Here is a 15455-nt window from a genome sequence, read left to right as displayed (position 1 = left end):
CCGTCGGCGGTGTCCCGAAAAAGACTGTGAACAAGCGATTCTCGGCCGACAACGGGAGGCATACCCTATGACGACGAAGGTTCTCGAGAACGTATCGGACCTGCTCGACGATCGCACCCACCACATCGAGTTCAACGGCCACCTGACCAACCACGTCAAACACGCGGTGGTGGCACTGGCCGCGATCGGGGCCTCCGAGCAGTGGCCGGAATCCACTGTGGATCCCGGCCAAGAACGCGCCGGGATGACGAGGGCCGGTGCGCCGGGATGACGGGAGAGCCGATGTGCCGATTCGAGCGAGAACAGGATTCCTTGTGACCGAAGTGATTTCGAACGTACTGCAGGAGCAGTTGGACAAGCGGTACGGCGCCGGTGCGCTGTCCGCCGACGGCGTGGGCAACCCGACGCTCGAGGTGCTGCTGCGGCATCGCACTGTCCGCCATTACCTGCCGGGGACGGTGAGCGACACCGAGCTGCGGCTGATCCTCGCCGCGGCGCAGTCCGCCTCGACCTCGGCCAATTTCCAGTTCACCAGCGTGGTCGTCGTCGATGATCCGGCACTGCGAGACAGACTGGCCGAGCTGGCCGGTGGGCAGCAGCTGATCCGGGACGCCGCGGTGTTCCTGGTCTGGATCGCCGACTGGTCGCGCAATGTCGCGATCGCCACCGAACACGGCCACACCATCGAGGCCACCTCGTATCTCGACAGTGCGATCTCCAGCATCGTCGACGTCACCCTGTCGGCGCAGAACGCCGCCGTCGCCGCCGAATCGCTGGGCTACGGAATAACTTTCGTCGGCGCGCTGCGCAACAAAATCGACGCGGTCATCGAGGCGCTGGAGCTGCCCGAGTGGACCTTCCCCGTCTACGGGCTGGCCATCGGCGTCCCCGATCCGGCCGACCCCGCCGATATCAAGCCTCGCTACGGCCAGAGCGTGGTCGTGCATCGCAACACCTACACCCCGCCCACCGCCGCGGACGTCGACGACTACCTGGCCCGCATCAACACCTACTACCGCGAACAGGAACTCCCCGCCGACTGGGTGAAGAACCGCCTGGCGGGCCGCATCTCCACCAAGGAAAGCCTGCACGGACGGCAGCACATCCGAAAGACGTTCAACAACCAGGGCTTCCAGCTGCGGTAGGCGCGCGAGCCCCTACTTCCGCAGCCAGGTGTCGTGGAACTGCAGTCGGCCCGACGCCTCGAACTTCAAGTCCTGCACCGTATTCGATACGCCGATAGCCTGGGACAGCTCGATGGTCGGGATGTACAAACCGTTGTCGATGACCAGCTGCTGGGCCCGGCCGATCAGCTGCGCCCGGACCGCCGGATCAACCGCCTGCAGCTGGTCCGAGAGGGCCTGGTCCAGCGCGGGGATGGGGCCGCGCGCATTGAGATTGCGGTCGGCGAGCCCGAACTGGGTGCGCAGGATGTCGCCGTCGGCGCGGGTGAGATTGTAGTACAGCGAGTCGTAGTCCTTGCTGTTCTGCCGGGCCGTGTACTCCGCGTCGGCCGCCACTTCGAGCCGGGCGTCGACCCCGACCTTGCGCAGCTGCTGCTGAATCAACTCCAGGATCGCCTGATTTCCGGCGAACGCCCGCGAGAACAGCACCCCGAACGACAACCGGACACCGTCCTTGGCCCGAATGCCGTCGCTCCCCGGCGCCCATCCGGCTTGATCCAGGAGTCGGTTCGCCGCATCAGCGTCGTATCCGAGTTTGCCCGAGAGATCCACGTGCGCAGGAGTTTTCGACGACAGCGCGCTGTCGGCCGCCCGGAACTGCGGCCCGAGAACGGTATCCACCAGTTCCTGGCGGTCGACCGCCGTCTCCAGGGCGGCCCGCACGACCGGGTCCCGGAGCGGCCCGCGCGTGACATTGGGCTGAATCCCGAACGGCAGCCCCGGATTCGACGTGACCTGGACGGACCCGCCGGTGGCCTCGATCTGCGGGACATCCTGCGGCAGTGCGTCACTGATCGCGTCCAGCTGATCCGACGACAGGGTCCCGGACCGCACGCCGGACTCCGGAACCACCCGGAACTCGATTCGGTCCAGGTACGCCTCGCCCGGCTGCGCGAAAACAGCTGAGCCCCACGAGTATCCGGCACGTTTCGCCAGCGTGGCGGAGGCTCCCTGCCGGTATTCGGCGTAGGTGAACGGGCCGCTTCCGATATTGTCGCCCAGGCAGCGCTCGTCGGCCGATTTCGCCGTCGTGGCAGCGGCGAGGATGCCCAGTTGCGGGGTCGAGGTGGCCTGCAGGAACTGGGCGTTCGGGCGGTCGAACTCCACCCGCGCGGTCAGCGGGTCCGGTGTCGCCGTGCCGAGGTATCCCGCCAGGTAGCTGGCCGCCAGCGGCGACTTCGCCCCCGTGAGCGTGCGGACGATCGCGTCGAAATTCTGCCGCACCGACACGGCGGTCAGCGGCGTGCCGTCGCTGAAGGTCACGCCCGGCCGCAGGTGGAAGGTGAATGCCTTCGCGTCCGGACTCACCTCCCAGCTCTGCGCCAGCCACGGCGTGATCTCGCCGGTGTCCGGATGCTGATCGGTCAGCGAGTCGACGATCTGCCTTGTGACATACAGAGTCTGGTTGGTTCCCGCCTGGGCCGGATCGGAGCAGGTCGGTGCGAGCGACAGGCCGTAGCGCAGCGTGCCGCCCGGCCGCGGCGGTCCGGCCGGGCCCTCGGCGCCCGTGCCGGAGCCGCACGCGGCGAGCGTCGCGGCCGCCGCGACGGCGCCGAGCAGGGCCACTGGTCGTTTCATCGTGTTCTCCCGGTAGGTCACGGCTGTTTCTTCGGCAGGCCCGGCGGATTGATCTGCGGCGCCCGCACCGCCTCGCCCTGCAGGCCCCAGCGCGCGAGCAACTTCTGGTAGAGGCCCTGCTCGACGGCGTGCAGCAGCGCCTCGTGGACGGGCCCGATCAAGCCGTTGCCCTTGCGGGTCAGCACCGCGATCTCGGCCTGCAGCGCGTCACCGGCGCCGGAGTAGGTGGTGAGGATCTTCGTCTGCCCCGCGGTCGCGACGTGGTACACCGCGACCGGGTTGGGACCGAGGAAGCCGTCGATGCGGTGCGACGAGAGCGCCAGGTAGTAGTCGGTGGTCTGCTGGTAGTAGGCGATGTCGATCTTCGGCAGGCCCTCGGCGGCGTTCAGCTCGTTCCAATGCACCAGCAGCTGTTCCTGATTGGTACCGCTGCCGACGCCGATCCGCTTGCCCGCCAGCGATTTCCGGTCCTTGTATGCCCAATCGCTGTCCTTGGGCACCTCCAGCGCGACATTGTCGAGCCGGTAGGTGGCGAAGTCGTACTTCTCCTTGCGCTCCTCGGTGACGGTGACATTGGAGATGAACGCGTCCACCGCGCCGGAGTCGACGGCGACGAAGTTCTGCGCCCAGTCGGCGGAGCGCAGTTCCAGCCGCAGCCCGAGGATATCGGCGATCAGGGCGGCGAAGTCGACCTCGGAACCGATGTAGGTCCGGTCGTCGGAGGCGGTGAACCGCAATGGCGGCCCGGTGGTCGCGGACCCCGTGACGACCAGCGTGCCGCGGTCCCGGACGGCCTGCGGCAGCTTGGCCGCGATGGCGTCCACCTTCTCTGCGTGCACCCGGCCGGTCTGCTCGGGCGACAGGTCGAAGCTCCGGCCGTCGGCGGTGCGCACCTCGTTCTCGGGATCGTCGGTGCCGCACGCGCCCGCGAGCAGTGTGACGGTGAGCAGCGCGGCGGTCACCGCGCGGACACGTCCGCGACGACCGTTGCGGGCGAACAACATTGGATTTCCTTACTTCCGAACCGAGAGGCGCGAGCGGATACGCTCCGAGCGCACGAGCCAGGAGGCTGTGGTGACCGTAGGCGGAATCGATTGCGGTGTCTGCCCTCTCGATCGGGCTGAGCGCAATGCTTGCCGGAAGCGGACCGCCGCCGAACAATGAGTTTCGCTCACGCTGATCCTGTCCGATGGCACCGACGCCGCGGTGACGGACAATCCGATCATGACCACATCACTCCCGGTGAACTTCAAGCATGCCAAGGACATTCACGCCGGTGTCGATGTGCCGTTACTGCACGAGGCCGTGCACCCGGAGCGAACGCTGTGGTCCCCCGCCGAACTGCGCGAGCTGACCGGCACGGTCGCCGTCGAGCTGGCCACACCGCTGCTGGACCTCGTCCGGTTCGACACCGGGCAGCGCTGGTGGGCCCGGCTGGCCCTGACCATGGGCGTGGAACTCTGGCTGCTGTCGTGGGGGCCGGGGCAGGGCACCGAACCGCACGACCACGGCGGGGCGTCGGGCTCGTTCACCGTCACCATCGGCGAGCTGGACGAGGAGTTCCGGCATGCGGGCGGCCCGGTACGGCAGGCGCACTGGACGGCGGGCGACACGGTCGCGTTCGGCCCGCAGCGCGCACACTACCTGCGCAATCGCAGCAACCGCCCGGCCGCGTCGGTCCACGCCTACTCCCCACCGCTGCGCCCGGTCCGCGAATACCGGGACCTCACGGACTTCGCGGGCATATGAGAGGATGCACACGTCATGAGCGCCATCGATGACCGGCTGGCACAGGCCCGGTCCCAACTGATCCGCATCGACCCCCAGGACGCGGCGACGCTGCAGGCCGACGGCGCGCTCATCGTGGACATCCGCCCGCATGCCAACCGGGCGGACGAGGGCGAGATCCCCGGCTCGGTGGTGATGGAACGCATCCACCTGGACTGGCGACTGGACCCTACCGGCGACCACCGACTACCCGGCCTCACCCCGGAAACCCAGGTGATCATCGTCTGCAACGAGGGCTACGCATCCAGCCTGGCCGCCGCCGACGCCCACGGCCTCGGCCTCGCACACGCGACCGACCTCGTCGGCGGCTTCCGAGCATGGAAGGCAGCGGGCCTCCCCGTAGCCCCGGGCGGTTCCCCAGCCGTGCCGTAGATGACGAAACCCGTTGTTATATAAACGAACTACTAGTCGGTCGGCACAATGCCGAGGATGTGATCGTGAGATTCGTTGCCGCACTGAGGCAACGGGAGCCGTGCTGCCGCATCGTCGCGGTGATCATATGGACGAGACGGCGAGTGTTGAAATGACGGTCCACCCGGGCGGTTGTCGAATTATGTTCGATACTGTGGGTGTTGTGCGAAGATCCGACAGGGCAGATCAGTCGGGGCGATCGGTGCCGGAACCGGTCGTTCCGCTTGACGACGTCGATCGGGTGCTGCTGGACGAGTTGGCGCGGGACGGGCGGATGACGAACAATGCGCTGGCCGCCGCGGCGGGGATCGCGCCGTCGACCTGCTTGGGGCGGGTGCGAGCGCTGGTGGAGCGCGGGGTTATCCGGGGCTTTCACGCGGATATCGATCCGGCGGCGCTGGGCCGGAGCCTGCAGGCGATGGTGTCGGTGCGGGTGCAGGCCAATGCGCGCAAGCACCTCGCCGAGTTCGGCGAACAGCTGGCCGCCCTGGGCGAGGTGCTCAACGTATATTTCATCGCCGGGGCCGACGATTTTCTCGTGCACGTCGCCACCGCCGACACCGAGGGCCTGCGCATGTTCGTGCTGGAGAACCTGAGCGCCCATCCCGCCGTCGCCCGCACCGAGACGATCCTCATCTTCGAGCACGTGCGGCCCCGCATTCGTACCTCCGACCGAGGGCGCCCCGGGCCGCCGAGGCGGGCGGAGCGACAGGCGTAGGACGCCGATCGCCCGCGCCGCCCTTCGGCACGCTGCGATCAGAAGGCGCTGCCGGTACCGGGCAACCGGAAGCCGTTCCAGCCAGGGCCTCGGTCCCAGCCACGGTCCCGGTCCCAGCCACGGTCCCGATCCCAGTCACGGCCACGGTCACGGCCACGGTCGTTGCCCTTCCCGCGATCTCGCCCATGCCCCTTGCCGTGCACCTGTTCCACCTGCACGGAACCGGACTGCGCGACCGGCGCGACGTCCGCGGACGCGGGCCCGGCGAAGACAACGGCCGCACCGGCCGCCACCGCGACCGCCGTAACCGCACGTACCGCGACTCGCCGCGACCAGAACTCGGATTTCGTCATGGTGCACGCCCTTTCGATCTTTCTACTGTCTACGTACGTAGATAGTAGATAAGTCGACCGCGAGGAGCAACCGCGAGGGCGCCCGGATCTATGCCGCGGTCAACGCGCGGGCCGTGTAGCCGTGTGCGGCAGCGACGCTTTCGCTGAGCAGCATGCCCTGGTGGGTGCTGAGACCTTGCGCCAGGCCGGTATCGGCGGCCACGGCCTCCCGCCAGCCGCGGTCGGCCAGCGAAATCGCGTACGGCAGTGTGGCATTGGTGAGGGCGACGGTCGAGGTGTAGGGCACCGCGCCGGGCATGTTGGCGACGCAGTAGAACACCGACTCGTGCACCCGGTAGGTGGGTTCGGCGTGCGTGGTGGGACGCGAGTCGGCGAAACACCCGCCCTGGTCGATCGCGATGTCGACCAGCACCGAACCCGGCTTCATCTGTGCCACGAGGTCGTTGGAGATCAGCTTGGGCGCCTTCGCTCCCGGCACCAGGACCGCGCCGACCACCAGGTCGGCCTCCCGCACCGAGTTCTCCACCTCGTGCGCATTGGAGATGACCGTGCGCACCCGGCCCTGGTACTGCGCGTCCAGTTCGCGCAGCGGGGCGACGTTCAGATCCAGCACCGTGACGTCGGCGTGCATCCCGACCGCGATCGCGGCGGCGTTGCGGCCCGCCACCCCCGCGCCGATCACGACCACCTTCGCCGGGCGGGTGCCGGGCACCCCGCCCATCAGCACGCCGCGCCCGCCGCCGCTGCGCATCAGGTGATACGCCCCGGCCTGCGGCGCCAACCGGCCCGCGACCTCACTCATCGGCGCCAGCAGCGGCAGCGAGCCGTCGCGCCCGGTGACGGTCTCGTAGGCGATCGAGGTGATGCCCGAGCGCAGCAGCGCGTCGGTGCACTCCGCCGACGCGGCCAGGTGCAGATAGGTGAACAGCACCTGGTCCGCCCGCAGGCGCGAATACTCCTCGGCCACCGGCTCTTTCACCTTCAGCACGAGGTCGGCCACGCCCCAGACCTCGTCGGCCGAATCCAGCACGCGCGCACCGGCGAGGGTGTAGGCGTCGTCGTCGAAGGCCGATCCGGCGCCCGCGCCCGCCTCGACGAACACCTCGTGGCCGCGCGACACCAGCTCGCGCACCCCGGCGGGGGTGCCCGCCACCCGGTACTCGTGGTTCTTGACCTCGCGGGGAATTCCGATCTTCACCTGCACTCCTGTGGTTGCTGGTCGCGGTCGCGTCTGCTGGTCGCGGCCGTGGTTGCCGGTAGTGGCGATCCATGCCGATCGGGCCGGATCACTGGATGTAGAAAGTATGAAGAAACTTCGACCACTATTCTATTCCATTGAATATAATTCTCTATTGCGCCGGTATTTCCCTCGTATGGTCGAGATTCAGCGCCGAGAGCGTAGCGGCGCCGAAGGATCTTCGAACCGCGACGGCACGGCGTCGCTGGGCGCCAGCACGCGCCTACGCTTGGATGGTGCACCTCGACGGCCTGCGCGAGCGCCACAGTCACTACGGGAGACGATCCGCGCCGCCGGCGGCCGCGCCGAAGCAGCCAGCTACCGTCCGGCGATCGGCGTTTCGGACCCGGCGCCGGTCCTGTCCCGGGTAGCTTTGCGCGGTGCGGCGCATCCACATCGGGGTGGACACGATCACGGCCTTCCTGGCGACCATGGTCGCCGGGCTGTCGCTGGCGCTGCCGATCGACTTCCGCTGGACCAGCGAATCCACACCGCTGCAGTTGCACCTGCTCGCCTACAGCCAGCCGCGAGCGGTGGCGGCGGGCGCGATCGTGGCGGTGGTGGTGGCGACCGTCGTCGCGGCCGCCGACAGCGAACTGGTCGCCTGGTGCACCGCGCTGTGCGGCATCGCGGTGATGACGCTCAATCACGTATTCGGGCATTCGGCCGCGCCCTCGGCCTCGCTCACGACGATGAACTTCCTCGACGCGACCGCCGGTGGGGTGGTGCTGGGGGCCGTGGGCGCCGCGATCGCGCGACACCTGGCGCCCACCGTCGGCTGGATCCTCGGAACCGTGGCCAGCATCTGCATCGCCGAGGCGCTGCCCGTCCCGCACTGGTCCGATACGTCCGCCCAGCACTTCCAATCGAATTGGACCGCCACCGATTCGCCGCCGACCTGGTTGATCGGCGCGGCACTCGTCCTGGTCTCGGTGAGCACCTACCTGAACCGGCGGCGCTCACCGACCCAGCGGATGTCGGTGGAACTGCCGATGATGCCGATCGTGGCGGTGCTGGTGCTGGTCTCGGCGTGGCTGGTGATCGCGGGCTGGCTGACGCGCAGCGGTGACCGGATCGTGGTGGTCGTCGTCGCCGTCGGCGTCGCGGCGCTGATCACCGGCTTCGTCGCCCTGCTGCTGCCCGGGCGCGACGGCATCTTCGTGCTGCTGTGCGTGGCCGTCGCCGCGACCGGCAACGCGACGGTCTCGGCCGATCTGCCCATGGTGGCCGTGCCGATCTTCGCGGTAGGTGCCGGGGTCGGGCTACTGGCCGGAATCCGATGGGCGACACCGAATCTCGGTCTCGCCGCGCTCGGGGCCCTCGCGGTGGCCGCGGCGCTGCTCGGCCACGTGCACGGTCAGCCGCTGGTCGAGGACGTCGCCGACTTCGTGCTGGCGGCGATCACCGGCTACTGCCTCGGCACCGCCCTGCCGCGGCGCGCCTCGACCCGGGTGCTCGGCATCGTGCTGCTGCTCGCCCCGTCGGCCGTGCTGGCGCTGCGCACCCGAATGAGCTACGGCACCTGCACCCCGGAGGTAGGCGCGGGTGGCGAGGTGCTGTGCGAGTTCGACGATCGCGACACCGCGTCCCCGGGGTGGGCCGCCGTCGCCACCATCGTGTGCTGCGCGGTGTACGTCCATTTCCTGCGCCGACGACCGGCCGAAAGCGCCTCGGAGACCGAGTGAACCCGGTAGCGAGGCCGCGGGCGAACGCGCGGACCCGCGCATTCGTTGACAAGGTCTCGACGGGCGCTTAGGTTTGCCGGACCACGGGGCCAAGATCATGTCGCACAGGGAGCCGCCCATGCCCGCCGTCTTGACGCGCAGAGGGTTGCTGCGTTCGGCTGGTCTGGGCGCGGCCGCGTTCACCGCCGCCTGCACCGGCTTCACCACCAGCGGCGCGGGCGGAATGGTGTTCCTGTCCACCCAGTTCCGGCCCGCCGACGAGGCCGAGCGATTCCGGTCGCTGCTGGGCCGGACGGCGCCCGGCGTCGGTTACGTGACCATCGAGGAGAGCCCGTTCGCGGGTCAGGTGCGCACCCAGGTCGATGCCGGGGCCACGAAGATCGGCCTGCTCGGCGGGCTGCACGGCGATCTCGCGCCGCTGGCCGACGGGTATCTCGAGGACCTGACCGGACTGCTCGCCGACCTCGGCGCGCGCGGCTGGTCCGCCGACTATCTGCGACTCGCTCGGTTGGGGACCGAGCGCACCTGGTACATCCCTTGGGCGACAGCGAGTTACGTGCTCGCCGCGCACGCCGAGGCGCTCGCGCACCTGCCCTCCGGCGCGGACGCGCACGCGCTGAGCTACGACCAGTTCCTCGACTGGGCGGTCGCCGCCCGCCGCGCCAACGGCAACCGTCCGATGCTCGGCTTCCCGGCCGGGCCGAAGGGACTGCTGCACCGGTTCGTGCAGGGATTTCTGCTGCCCTCGTTCACCGGCGGTCAGATCACCACGTTCCGCTCCCCCGAGGCCGTGACGGCCTGGCAGTACTTCCGCGAGCTGTGGGCCAACTGCGTGCCGTCGAGCACCGGCTACGACTTCATGCAGGACGCGCTGGAGAGCGGCGAGGTGCGAATGGCGTGGGACCATGTGGTCCGACTCGCCCAGGCGCCCGCTCGGGATCCGCAGGACTGGCGCATGGTGCCCGCACCCCGCGGCCCGCGCGGACTCGGCTACATGGCCGTGGTGACGGGGCTCGCCGTGCCCAGGCACGGCCCGGATCCCGAACTGGCCCAGCGCACCATCTCGACGCTCACCGACCCGGCCACGCAGATCGAGTTGCTGCGCTCCAACGGATTCTTCCCGTCGATCGATACGGCGATACCCGACGACCTGCCCCCGGCGGCGCGGCTCGAGGCCGAGGCGCTGCGCCGCCAGCAGCGGGCGCCGGACGCCCTGCTGTCGCTGCCACCGGTGGGGCTCGGCAAGCGCGAAGGCGAGGTGAGCAAGGTGTTCCAGGACAGTTTCCGTGCGATCGTGCTGGGCGGGGCCGACATTCGGGCCACACTGGACCAGCAGGCCCGGGGGCTGCAGGGCATCCTCGACGAACTGCGGGTGCCGTGCTGGGCCCCGGACCCCGCCGCCGAGTTGTGCCGGGTGGGGTGACGATGACCGTGACACGCCGATCTCCGTGGGTGCTGCTGCTGCCCTCCCTCGTGCTGCTGGCCGCGTTGTTCGGCTGGCCGCTGGTGCAGGCCGTGCTGGCGGCGTTCCGCGACGACCACGGCTTCACCCTCGCGCATTGGCACCGGCTGTTCGATGACCCGTATTTCTTTACGGCACTGCGCAATACGCTGCTGCTGATCGTCATCGTGGTGCCGATACAGCTGGTGCTGGCCATCGGCATGGCGCTGCTGCTGCAGGCGCGGCCGCGGTTCGCCGGTGCGCACTTCTATCTGTGGTGTGTGCCGCTCGCGGTGTCCGAGCTGGCCGCCGGGTTGGTCTGGCTGTCGGTGTTCGGCAATCGCGGCTATCTGAATTCGCTGCTGGTGTGGCTCGGGCTGACGGAGGACGGGGTGCAGTGGCTGGGGTATCAGCACACCGGCACCATGCTGCTGGCCGTGGTGGTCGCCGAGATCTGGCGCGCCACCTCCCTGGTGTTCGTGATTGTCATCGCCGGGGTGCAGCTGATCCCGCGCGACTTCGACGAGGCCGCACAGGTATTCGGGGCGAACCTGTGGCAGCGGCTGCGGCACGTCACGCTGCCGCTGCTCGGGCCCAGCCTGCAGGTGGCGCTGATCCTGCGCACCATCCTGGCGCTGCAGGCCTTCGCCGTCGCGCAGGCGCTCACCGGCCGCGACTTCCCGCTGCTGGTCGGCGAGACCTACCAGTGGTATTCGAACCTGCAGAATCCCGCGGTGGCGAGCTGCGTATCGCTGGTGGTGCTGGCGATCTCGCTGGGCACGGCGGTGTTGTACCTGCGAACCGTTCGGGAGCCGGAGGGCGCACGATGAGCGAGCCCGTGCGCACCGACCTTCCTCCGATCGACCGAGCCCCGCTGCGTCGACGCCGATGGCGTTCAGCCGGTGTGCAATTCGCCTGTGTCGTCGTCACTCTCTTCATGGCGGTGCCCATAGTGCTCATCGCCTCGGCCGCCGTCTCCTCTCGCGATGATCTCAACCGCTTTCCGAAGCCGCTGCTGCCCGGCGAATTCTCCACCGAGACGCTGTCGTCGTTCTTCCGTGCCACCGGAACCATTCCCGCCCTGGGTAATTCGGTGCTGGTCGGGCTCTACACCGTGTTCTGGTCGCTGGTCGTCGGCGCGCCCGCGGGATATGCCCTGGCGCGCTACGCCTTTCGCGGACAGGACGCCTACCGGGTGTTCATCCTGCTCGTGCGCGCGCTGCCGATCGTGGTGCTTTCCGTGCCGCTGGCGACGATGTTCCTGCATCTGCGCATCGACGACACGGTGCTGGCGGTGACCCTCGTGCATACGGTGCTGGCGCTGCCGACCACCGTGCTCATCACCGCCAGCATCTTCGTCGCGGTGCCCGCCGACCTCGAGGAGGCAGCCCGGGTATTCGGCTGCACCCGCTGGCAGGCCGCGCGCAGAGTCGTTGTGCCGCTCGCGCTTCCGGGTCTCGCGGCGTCGTCGATCTTCACCTTCGCGCTCTCGTGGAACGAGATCCTGGGCGCGACCATCGTGACGCTCGGCCATCGCACGCTACCCGCCCAGGTGCTCACCGCCCTCGCCGAGGCGTCCACGCCGTACCGGTTCGCGGGCGGGTTCGCGCTGATCCTTCCGGCGCTGCTGTTCATCCTCGTGATGCGGCGCTATCTGGTGAACATGTGGGGAACGACGCTGCGATGACAGAGGTGTGCGATGGCTGAGGTGATCCTGCGCGAGCTGGTGAAGACCTATCCCGGTGGCACCGTGCGCACCACCGACGAGGTCTCGCTGACCGTCGACGACGGCGAATTCCTGGTGCTGCTGGGACCTTCCGGCTGCGGCAAGACGACCCTGCTGCGCATGATCGCCGGGCTGGACCTGCCCGACTCCGGGCAGATCGTGATCGGCGGGCGCGACGTCACCTATCTCGAACCCCGCAGGCGCAACCTGTCGATGGTGTTCCAGTCCTACGCGGTCTTCCCCAACAAGAAGGTCGCCGAGAACATCGGTTTCGGCCTGCGCGTGCACGGCGTGCCCGCCGACGAGATCCGGCACAAGGTCGCGTGGGCCGCGGACCTGCTGCAGCTGACGCCCTACCTCGACCGCTATCCCGCGAAGCTGTCCGGCGGACAGCGCCAGCGGGTCGCGGTGGCCCGGGCCATCGTCATGGACGCCGACGTGCTGCTCATGGACGAGCCGCTGTCCAATCTGGATGCGCTGCTGCGCCTCTCGTTCCGGGCCGAGCTGAAGAAGCTGGTCGGCGAGCTCGGCACCACCACCATCTACGTTACCCACGACCAGGTGGAGGCGCTGTCGCTGGGCCATCGCGTGGCGGTGCTGCGGGACGGGCGAATCGCGCAGGTGGGGGCTCCGGGCGACGTCTACGACAACCCCGCGACCGAATTCGTCGGCGGCTTCCTCGGCAGCCCGCCGATGAACTTCCTCACCGGCACCGTCGAGGACGGACGACTCGATCTGGGCGGGCAGACCCTGGCCGTGCCCGCCGCACTGTCGTCGTTCGACGGACGCACACTTCGACTCGGCGTTCGACCCGAAGCCGTCGCGGTGGACGGTGATTCGACGCCCGAGGGACTCCGCGCCGAACTCCAGGTCCTGGAACCGCTCGGTTCCGCCACCCTGCTCACCACCGATATCGGCGGGCAGACGGTGAAAATCCAAGCGGCAGCGGGCTTCCGGGCCGAGCCGGGCGAAACGCTGACCGTCCGAATCCCCACCGAATCGACCCGCTGGTACGACCCCGACACCGGACTGCTCCTGGAGTCGGCAACCCACTGACGGGACTCCACCCTCTCCACGCGCTCGGGGCGGTTCACCATCACCCCGCGCTCGGCACGTCCACCACGGCCCCAACCGTTGCGGGCGCCCTGGCGGCGGCCGCGGCCGTCGCCGCCGGGGTAGCGTGGATGCCTGGCAACCGTCCTATGAGATTCAGCAAGGAGCCGCGCGTGGCCGTCGATCGCCTGCTGCCCACCGCCGAAGCGCGTGATCTGATTCAGCTCACGCGCGATATCTCCGACAAGGTGCTCGCGCCGATCGTGGACGCGCACGAGAAGTCCGAGACCTATCCGGAGGGTGTGTTCGCCACGCTCGGCGAGGCCGGGCTGCTGAGCCTGCCGTATCCGGTGGAGCAGGGCGGCGGCGGGCAACCGTACGAGGTGTATCTGCAGGTGCTCGAGGAGATCGCGGCCCGGTGGGCGGCGGTGGCCGTGGCGGTCAGCGTGCACAGCCTGTCGTGCTACCCGCTGCTCGCCTTCGGCACCGAGGAGCAGCGACAGCGGTGGCTACCGGAGATGTTGGGCGGCAGCACGATCGGCGCCTACAGCCTGTCCGAACCGCAGGCCGGATCCGACGCCGCCGCCCTGGCGTGCAAAGCCGCCGCCACCGCGGACGGCTACCGGATCACCGGCACCAAGGCGTGGATCACCCACGGCGGCCGCGCCGATTTCTACACCCTGTTCGCCCGGACCGGCGAGGGCTCGCGCGGCATCTCGTGCTTCCTCGTCGACTCCGCCACTCCCGGATTGAGTTTCGGCAAGCCCGAGGAGAAGATGGGCCTGGCCGCCATCCCGACCACCACCGCCCACTACGACGACGCCCTCGTCCCCGCCGAGCGCCGCATCGGCGCCGAGGGCCAGGGGTTGCAGATCGCGTTCAGCGCACTGGATTCCGGACGACTCGGCATCGCGGCGGTCGCGGTCGGGCTGGCGCAGGCCGCCTTGGACGAGGCCGTCACCTACGCGCAGCAGCGCACGGCATTCGGCCGCAAGATCATCGACCACCAGGGCCTGGGTTTCCTGCTCGCCGATATGGCCGCCGCCGTGGACTCCGCCCGCGCCGCCTACCTCGACGCCGCCCGCCGCCGCGACGCCGGACTTCCCTACTCCCGCAACGCTTCCGTCGCCAAGCTGGTCGCGACCGACTCCGCCATGAAGGTCACCACCGATGCCGTCCAGGTGCTCGGCGGCTACGGCTACACCCGCGACTTCCGCGTCGAACGCTATATGCGCGAAGCCAAGATCACGCAGATCTTCGAGGGCACCAACCAGATCCAGCGGCTGGTCATCGCGCGTTCACTGGCGGGCAACTGAGCGCGTCGGCCCGGGCCTGGTCAGCACCCGCGACGGCGCCCTGTTCTCGATCATGAGCTTCACCGTCGCCGACGCCCGCATCACCGCCATCGACATCCTCGCGGACCCTCGTCGCATGGCCGGGATCGACGCGACGACCATCATCGGCGGGGCGACCCCGGCCTGAACTCCCGCCCCTTCGGCCAGCCCGCACCCACGGCCCCGGGACCGCCCAGCTTCAAGGAGGCCAGCTCACGGCGCTCGCATCGACACGCACCCCGAACCCCCGTAACATCCGGCGCGGCAGCCGACTCGCCGACAGTTGCAGGGGAGCCATTGGGAACCAGCGTCGTCTATCGCAGCGCGACCGTCTACGAACTGCTCATGCGGGGTTTGTACGGGCGGCACTACGGTGCGCGGTATCGGGCGGTGGCGGAACAGATTCCCGAGGGAGCCGATGTCGTGGACGTGTGCTGCGGTCCGGCGACGCTGTATACGCGTTATCTCCGTGGGCGGGCGGGCTCCTATACCGGGCTGGATCTCAATGCCGGTTTCGTCGCCCGGCTCAACGACGCGGGCGGGCGCGGAACGGTGTGGAATGTGCATTCCGATGCGGCGCTGCCACCGGCGGACTATCTGGTCATGCAGGCGAGCCTGTATCACTTTCTGCCCGAACCGGCGCCCGTGGTCGAGCGGATGCTGGCCGCGGCGCGTAAGCAGGTGATCATCTCCGAACCGGTCCGGAACCTGGCGACCAGCGACAACCGCTTGCTCGCGGCAATCGCCCGCCGATATACGAACGCCGGTGAGGGTGCGCAGCAGCATCGGTTCACGGAGGAATCCCTGGACGACCTGTTCCGGCCCTACGAATCTCGCGTCCTGGAGCGATCGTTGATCGCCGGTGGGCGCGAGAAGCTCTACGTGATCGCCGCGTGAGCGAGAACAGGCGACAGCGATCCACAGAAAGGCCCTGTAGGGTGAGGAAC

General features: G+C 69.0%; 16 protein-coding genes. 12 read left to right on the top strand and 4 right to left on the bottom strand.

Going from position 1 to position 15455, the window contains the following annotated elements:
• The first annotated feature begins 67 nt into the window (after positions 1-67).
• Positions 68-271 (top strand): hypothetical protein, encoded by a 204-nt coding sequence (locus ACYVLQ_RS01000; protein ID WP_460695423.1) that lies wholly within the window; start codon positions 68-70, stop codon positions 269-271.
• Between the two features lie 43 nt (positions 272-314).
• A complete protein-coding gene (locus ACYVLQ_RS00995; protein ID WP_460695422.1) occupies positions 315-1145 on the top strand; it encodes a nitroreductase family protein in 831 nt (276 codons plus the stop codon).
• 12 nt (positions 1146-1157) lie between these two features.
• Here the strand turns inward: ACYVLQ_RS00995 and ACYVLQ_RS00990 are convergent, their stop codons facing one another.
• A complete protein-coding gene (locus ACYVLQ_RS00990) occupies positions 1158-2762 on the bottom strand; it encodes an ABC transporter substrate-binding protein (protein WP_460695421.1) in 1605 nt (534 codons plus the stop codon).
• Positions 2763-2779: 17 nt separating this feature from the next.
• Positions 2780-3766: an ABC transporter substrate-binding protein gene (locus ACYVLQ_RS00985; protein WP_460695420.1), complete on the bottom strand. Its 987-nt coding sequence runs from the start codon at positions 3764-3766 to the stop codon at positions 2780-2782.
• A 220-nt stretch (positions 3767-3986) separates the two neighbouring features.
• Between ACYVLQ_RS00985 and ACYVLQ_RS00980 the strand changes: the two genes are divergently transcribed.
• The 3 genes from ACYVLQ_RS00980 (at position 3987) to ACYVLQ_RS00970 (ending at position 5679) form a co-directional block, all read left to right on the top strand.
• On the top strand, positions 3987-4511 hold the full coding sequence (locus ACYVLQ_RS00980; RefSeq protein WP_460695419.1) for a cysteine dioxygenase: 525 nt from the start codon (positions 3987-3989) through the stop codon (positions 4509-4511).
• A gap of 15 nt (positions 4512-4526) precedes the next feature.
• Complete coding sequence (locus ACYVLQ_RS00975; protein ID WP_460695418.1) at positions 4527-4922, top strand: rhodanese-like domain-containing protein; 396 nt, start codon at positions 4527-4529, stop codon at positions 4920-4922.
• Between the two features lie 181 nt (positions 4923-5103).
• Complete coding sequence (locus ACYVLQ_RS00970) at positions 5104-5679, top strand: Lrp/AsnC family transcriptional regulator (protein ID WP_460695417.1); 576 nt, start codon at positions 5104-5106, stop codon at positions 5677-5679.
• Between the two features lie 38 nt (positions 5680-5717).
• Here the strand turns inward: ACYVLQ_RS00970 and ACYVLQ_RS00965 are convergent, their stop codons facing one another.
• Together ACYVLQ_RS00965 and ald are read right to left on the bottom strand one after the other, a co-directional pair.
• Positions 5718-6032, bottom strand: a complete 315-nt coding sequence (locus tag ACYVLQ_RS00965; RefSeq protein ID WP_460695416.1) for a hypothetical protein — start codon at positions 6030-6032, stop codon at positions 5718-5720.
• A gap of 88 nt (positions 6033-6120) precedes the next feature.
• A complete protein-coding gene (gene ald, locus ACYVLQ_RS00960) occupies positions 6121-7230 on the bottom strand; it encodes an alanine dehydrogenase (protein WP_460695415.1) in 1110 nt (369 codons plus the stop codon).
• Positions 7231-7649: 419 nt separating this feature from the next.
• Here ald and ACYVLQ_RS00955 point away from each other — a divergent pair, with 419 nt between their 5' ends.
• The 7 genes from ACYVLQ_RS00955 to ACYVLQ_RS00925 all read left to right on the top strand — a co-directional run bounded on the left by ACYVLQ_RS00955 (position 7650) and on the right by ACYVLQ_RS00925 (position 15405).
• Positions 7650-8954, top strand: a complete 1305-nt coding sequence (locus tag ACYVLQ_RS00955; protein WP_460695414.1) for a hypothetical protein — start codon at positions 7650-7652, stop codon at positions 8952-8954.
• Positions 8955-9072: 118 nt separating this feature from the next.
• Positions 9073-10377 (top strand): extracellular solute-binding protein, encoded by a 1305-nt coding sequence (locus tag ACYVLQ_RS00950; RefSeq protein ID WP_460695413.1) that lies wholly within the window; start codon positions 9073-9075, stop codon positions 10375-10377.
• Positions 10378-10379: 2 nt separating this feature from the next.
• On the top strand, positions 10380-11225 hold the full coding sequence (locus tag ACYVLQ_RS00945; protein WP_460695412.1) for a carbohydrate ABC transporter permease: 846 nt from the start codon (positions 10380-10382) through the stop codon (positions 11223-11225).
• 107 nt (positions 11226-11332) lie between these two features.
• On the top strand, positions 11333-12082 hold the full coding sequence (locus tag ACYVLQ_RS00940; RefSeq protein ID WP_460695411.1) for a carbohydrate ABC transporter permease: 750 nt from the start codon (positions 11333-11335) through the stop codon (positions 12080-12082).
• Between the two features lie 12 nt (positions 12083-12094).
• Positions 12095-13177, top strand: a complete 1083-nt coding sequence (locus tag ACYVLQ_RS00935) for an ABC transporter ATP-binding protein (RefSeq protein ID WP_460695410.1) — start codon at positions 12095-12097, stop codon at positions 13175-13177.
• 170 nt (positions 13178-13347) lie between these two features.
• Positions 13348-14490, top strand: a complete 1143-nt coding sequence (locus tag ACYVLQ_RS00930; protein WP_460695409.1) for an acyl-CoA dehydrogenase family protein — start codon at positions 13348-13350, stop codon at positions 14488-14490.
• A 315-nt stretch (positions 14491-14805) separates the two neighbouring features.
• Positions 14806-15405 carry a class I SAM-dependent methyltransferase gene (locus ACYVLQ_RS00925; protein WP_460695408.1) on the top strand — a complete coding sequence of 200 codons (600 nt, stop codon included), beginning with the start codon at positions 14806-14808 and terminating at the stop codon, positions 15403-15405.
• The last annotated feature ends 50 nt before the right edge of the window (positions 15406-15455 follow it).

It is taken from the genome of Nocardia thraciensis, from assembly GCF_054782435.1.
Note: the sequence above shows the minus strand (reverse complement) of the source record. Positions and strands in the feature narration are given on the sequence as shown.

Bases quoted from the DNA above. Each gene is read 5' to 3' on its own strand.
- ACYVLQ_RS00980 (WP_460695419.1), top strand. From the start codon at position 3,987: ATGACCACATCACTCCCGGTGAACTTCAAGCATGCCAAGGACATTCAC.
- ACYVLQ_RS00945 (WP_460695412.1), top strand. From the start codon at position 10,380: ATGACCGTGACACGCCGATCTCCGTGGGTGCTGCTGCTGCCCTCCCTC.
- ACYVLQ_RS00950 (WP_460695413.1), top strand. From the start codon at position 9,073: ATGCCCGCCGTCTTGACGCGCAGAGGGTTGCTGCGTTCGGCTGGTCTG.
- ACYVLQ_RS00935 (WP_460695410.1), top strand. From the start codon at position 12,095: ATGGCTGAGGTGATCCTGCGCGAGCTGGTGAAGACCTATCCCGGTGGC.
- ACYVLQ_RS00975 (WP_460695418.1), top strand. From the start codon at position 4,527: ATGAGCGCCATCGATGACCGGCTGGCACAGGCCCGGTCCCAACTGATC.
- ACYVLQ_RS00965 (WP_460695416.1), bottom strand. From the start codon at position 6,032: ATGACGAAATCCGAGTTCTGGTCGCGGCGAGTCGCGGTACGTGCGGTT.
- ACYVLQ_RS00970 (WP_460695417.1), top strand. From the start codon at position 5,104: ATGTTCGATACTGTGGGTGTTGTGCGAAGATCCGACAGGGCAGATCAG.
- ACYVLQ_RS00985 (WP_460695420.1), bottom strand. From the start codon at position 3,766: ATGTTGTTCGCCCGCAACGGTCGTCGCGGACGTGTCCGCGCGGTGACC.
- ACYVLQ_RS00940 (WP_460695411.1), top strand. From the start codon at position 11,333: ATGGCGGTGCCCATAGTGCTCATCGCCTCGGCCGCCGTCTCCTCTCGC.
- ACYVLQ_RS01000 (WP_460695423.1), top strand. From the start codon at position 68: ATGACGACGAAGGTTCTCGAGAACGTATCGGACCTGCTCGACGATCGC.
- ACYVLQ_RS00990 (WP_460695421.1), bottom strand. From the start codon at position 2,762: ATGAAACGACCAGTGGCCCTGCTCGGCGCCGTCGCGGCGGCCGCGACG.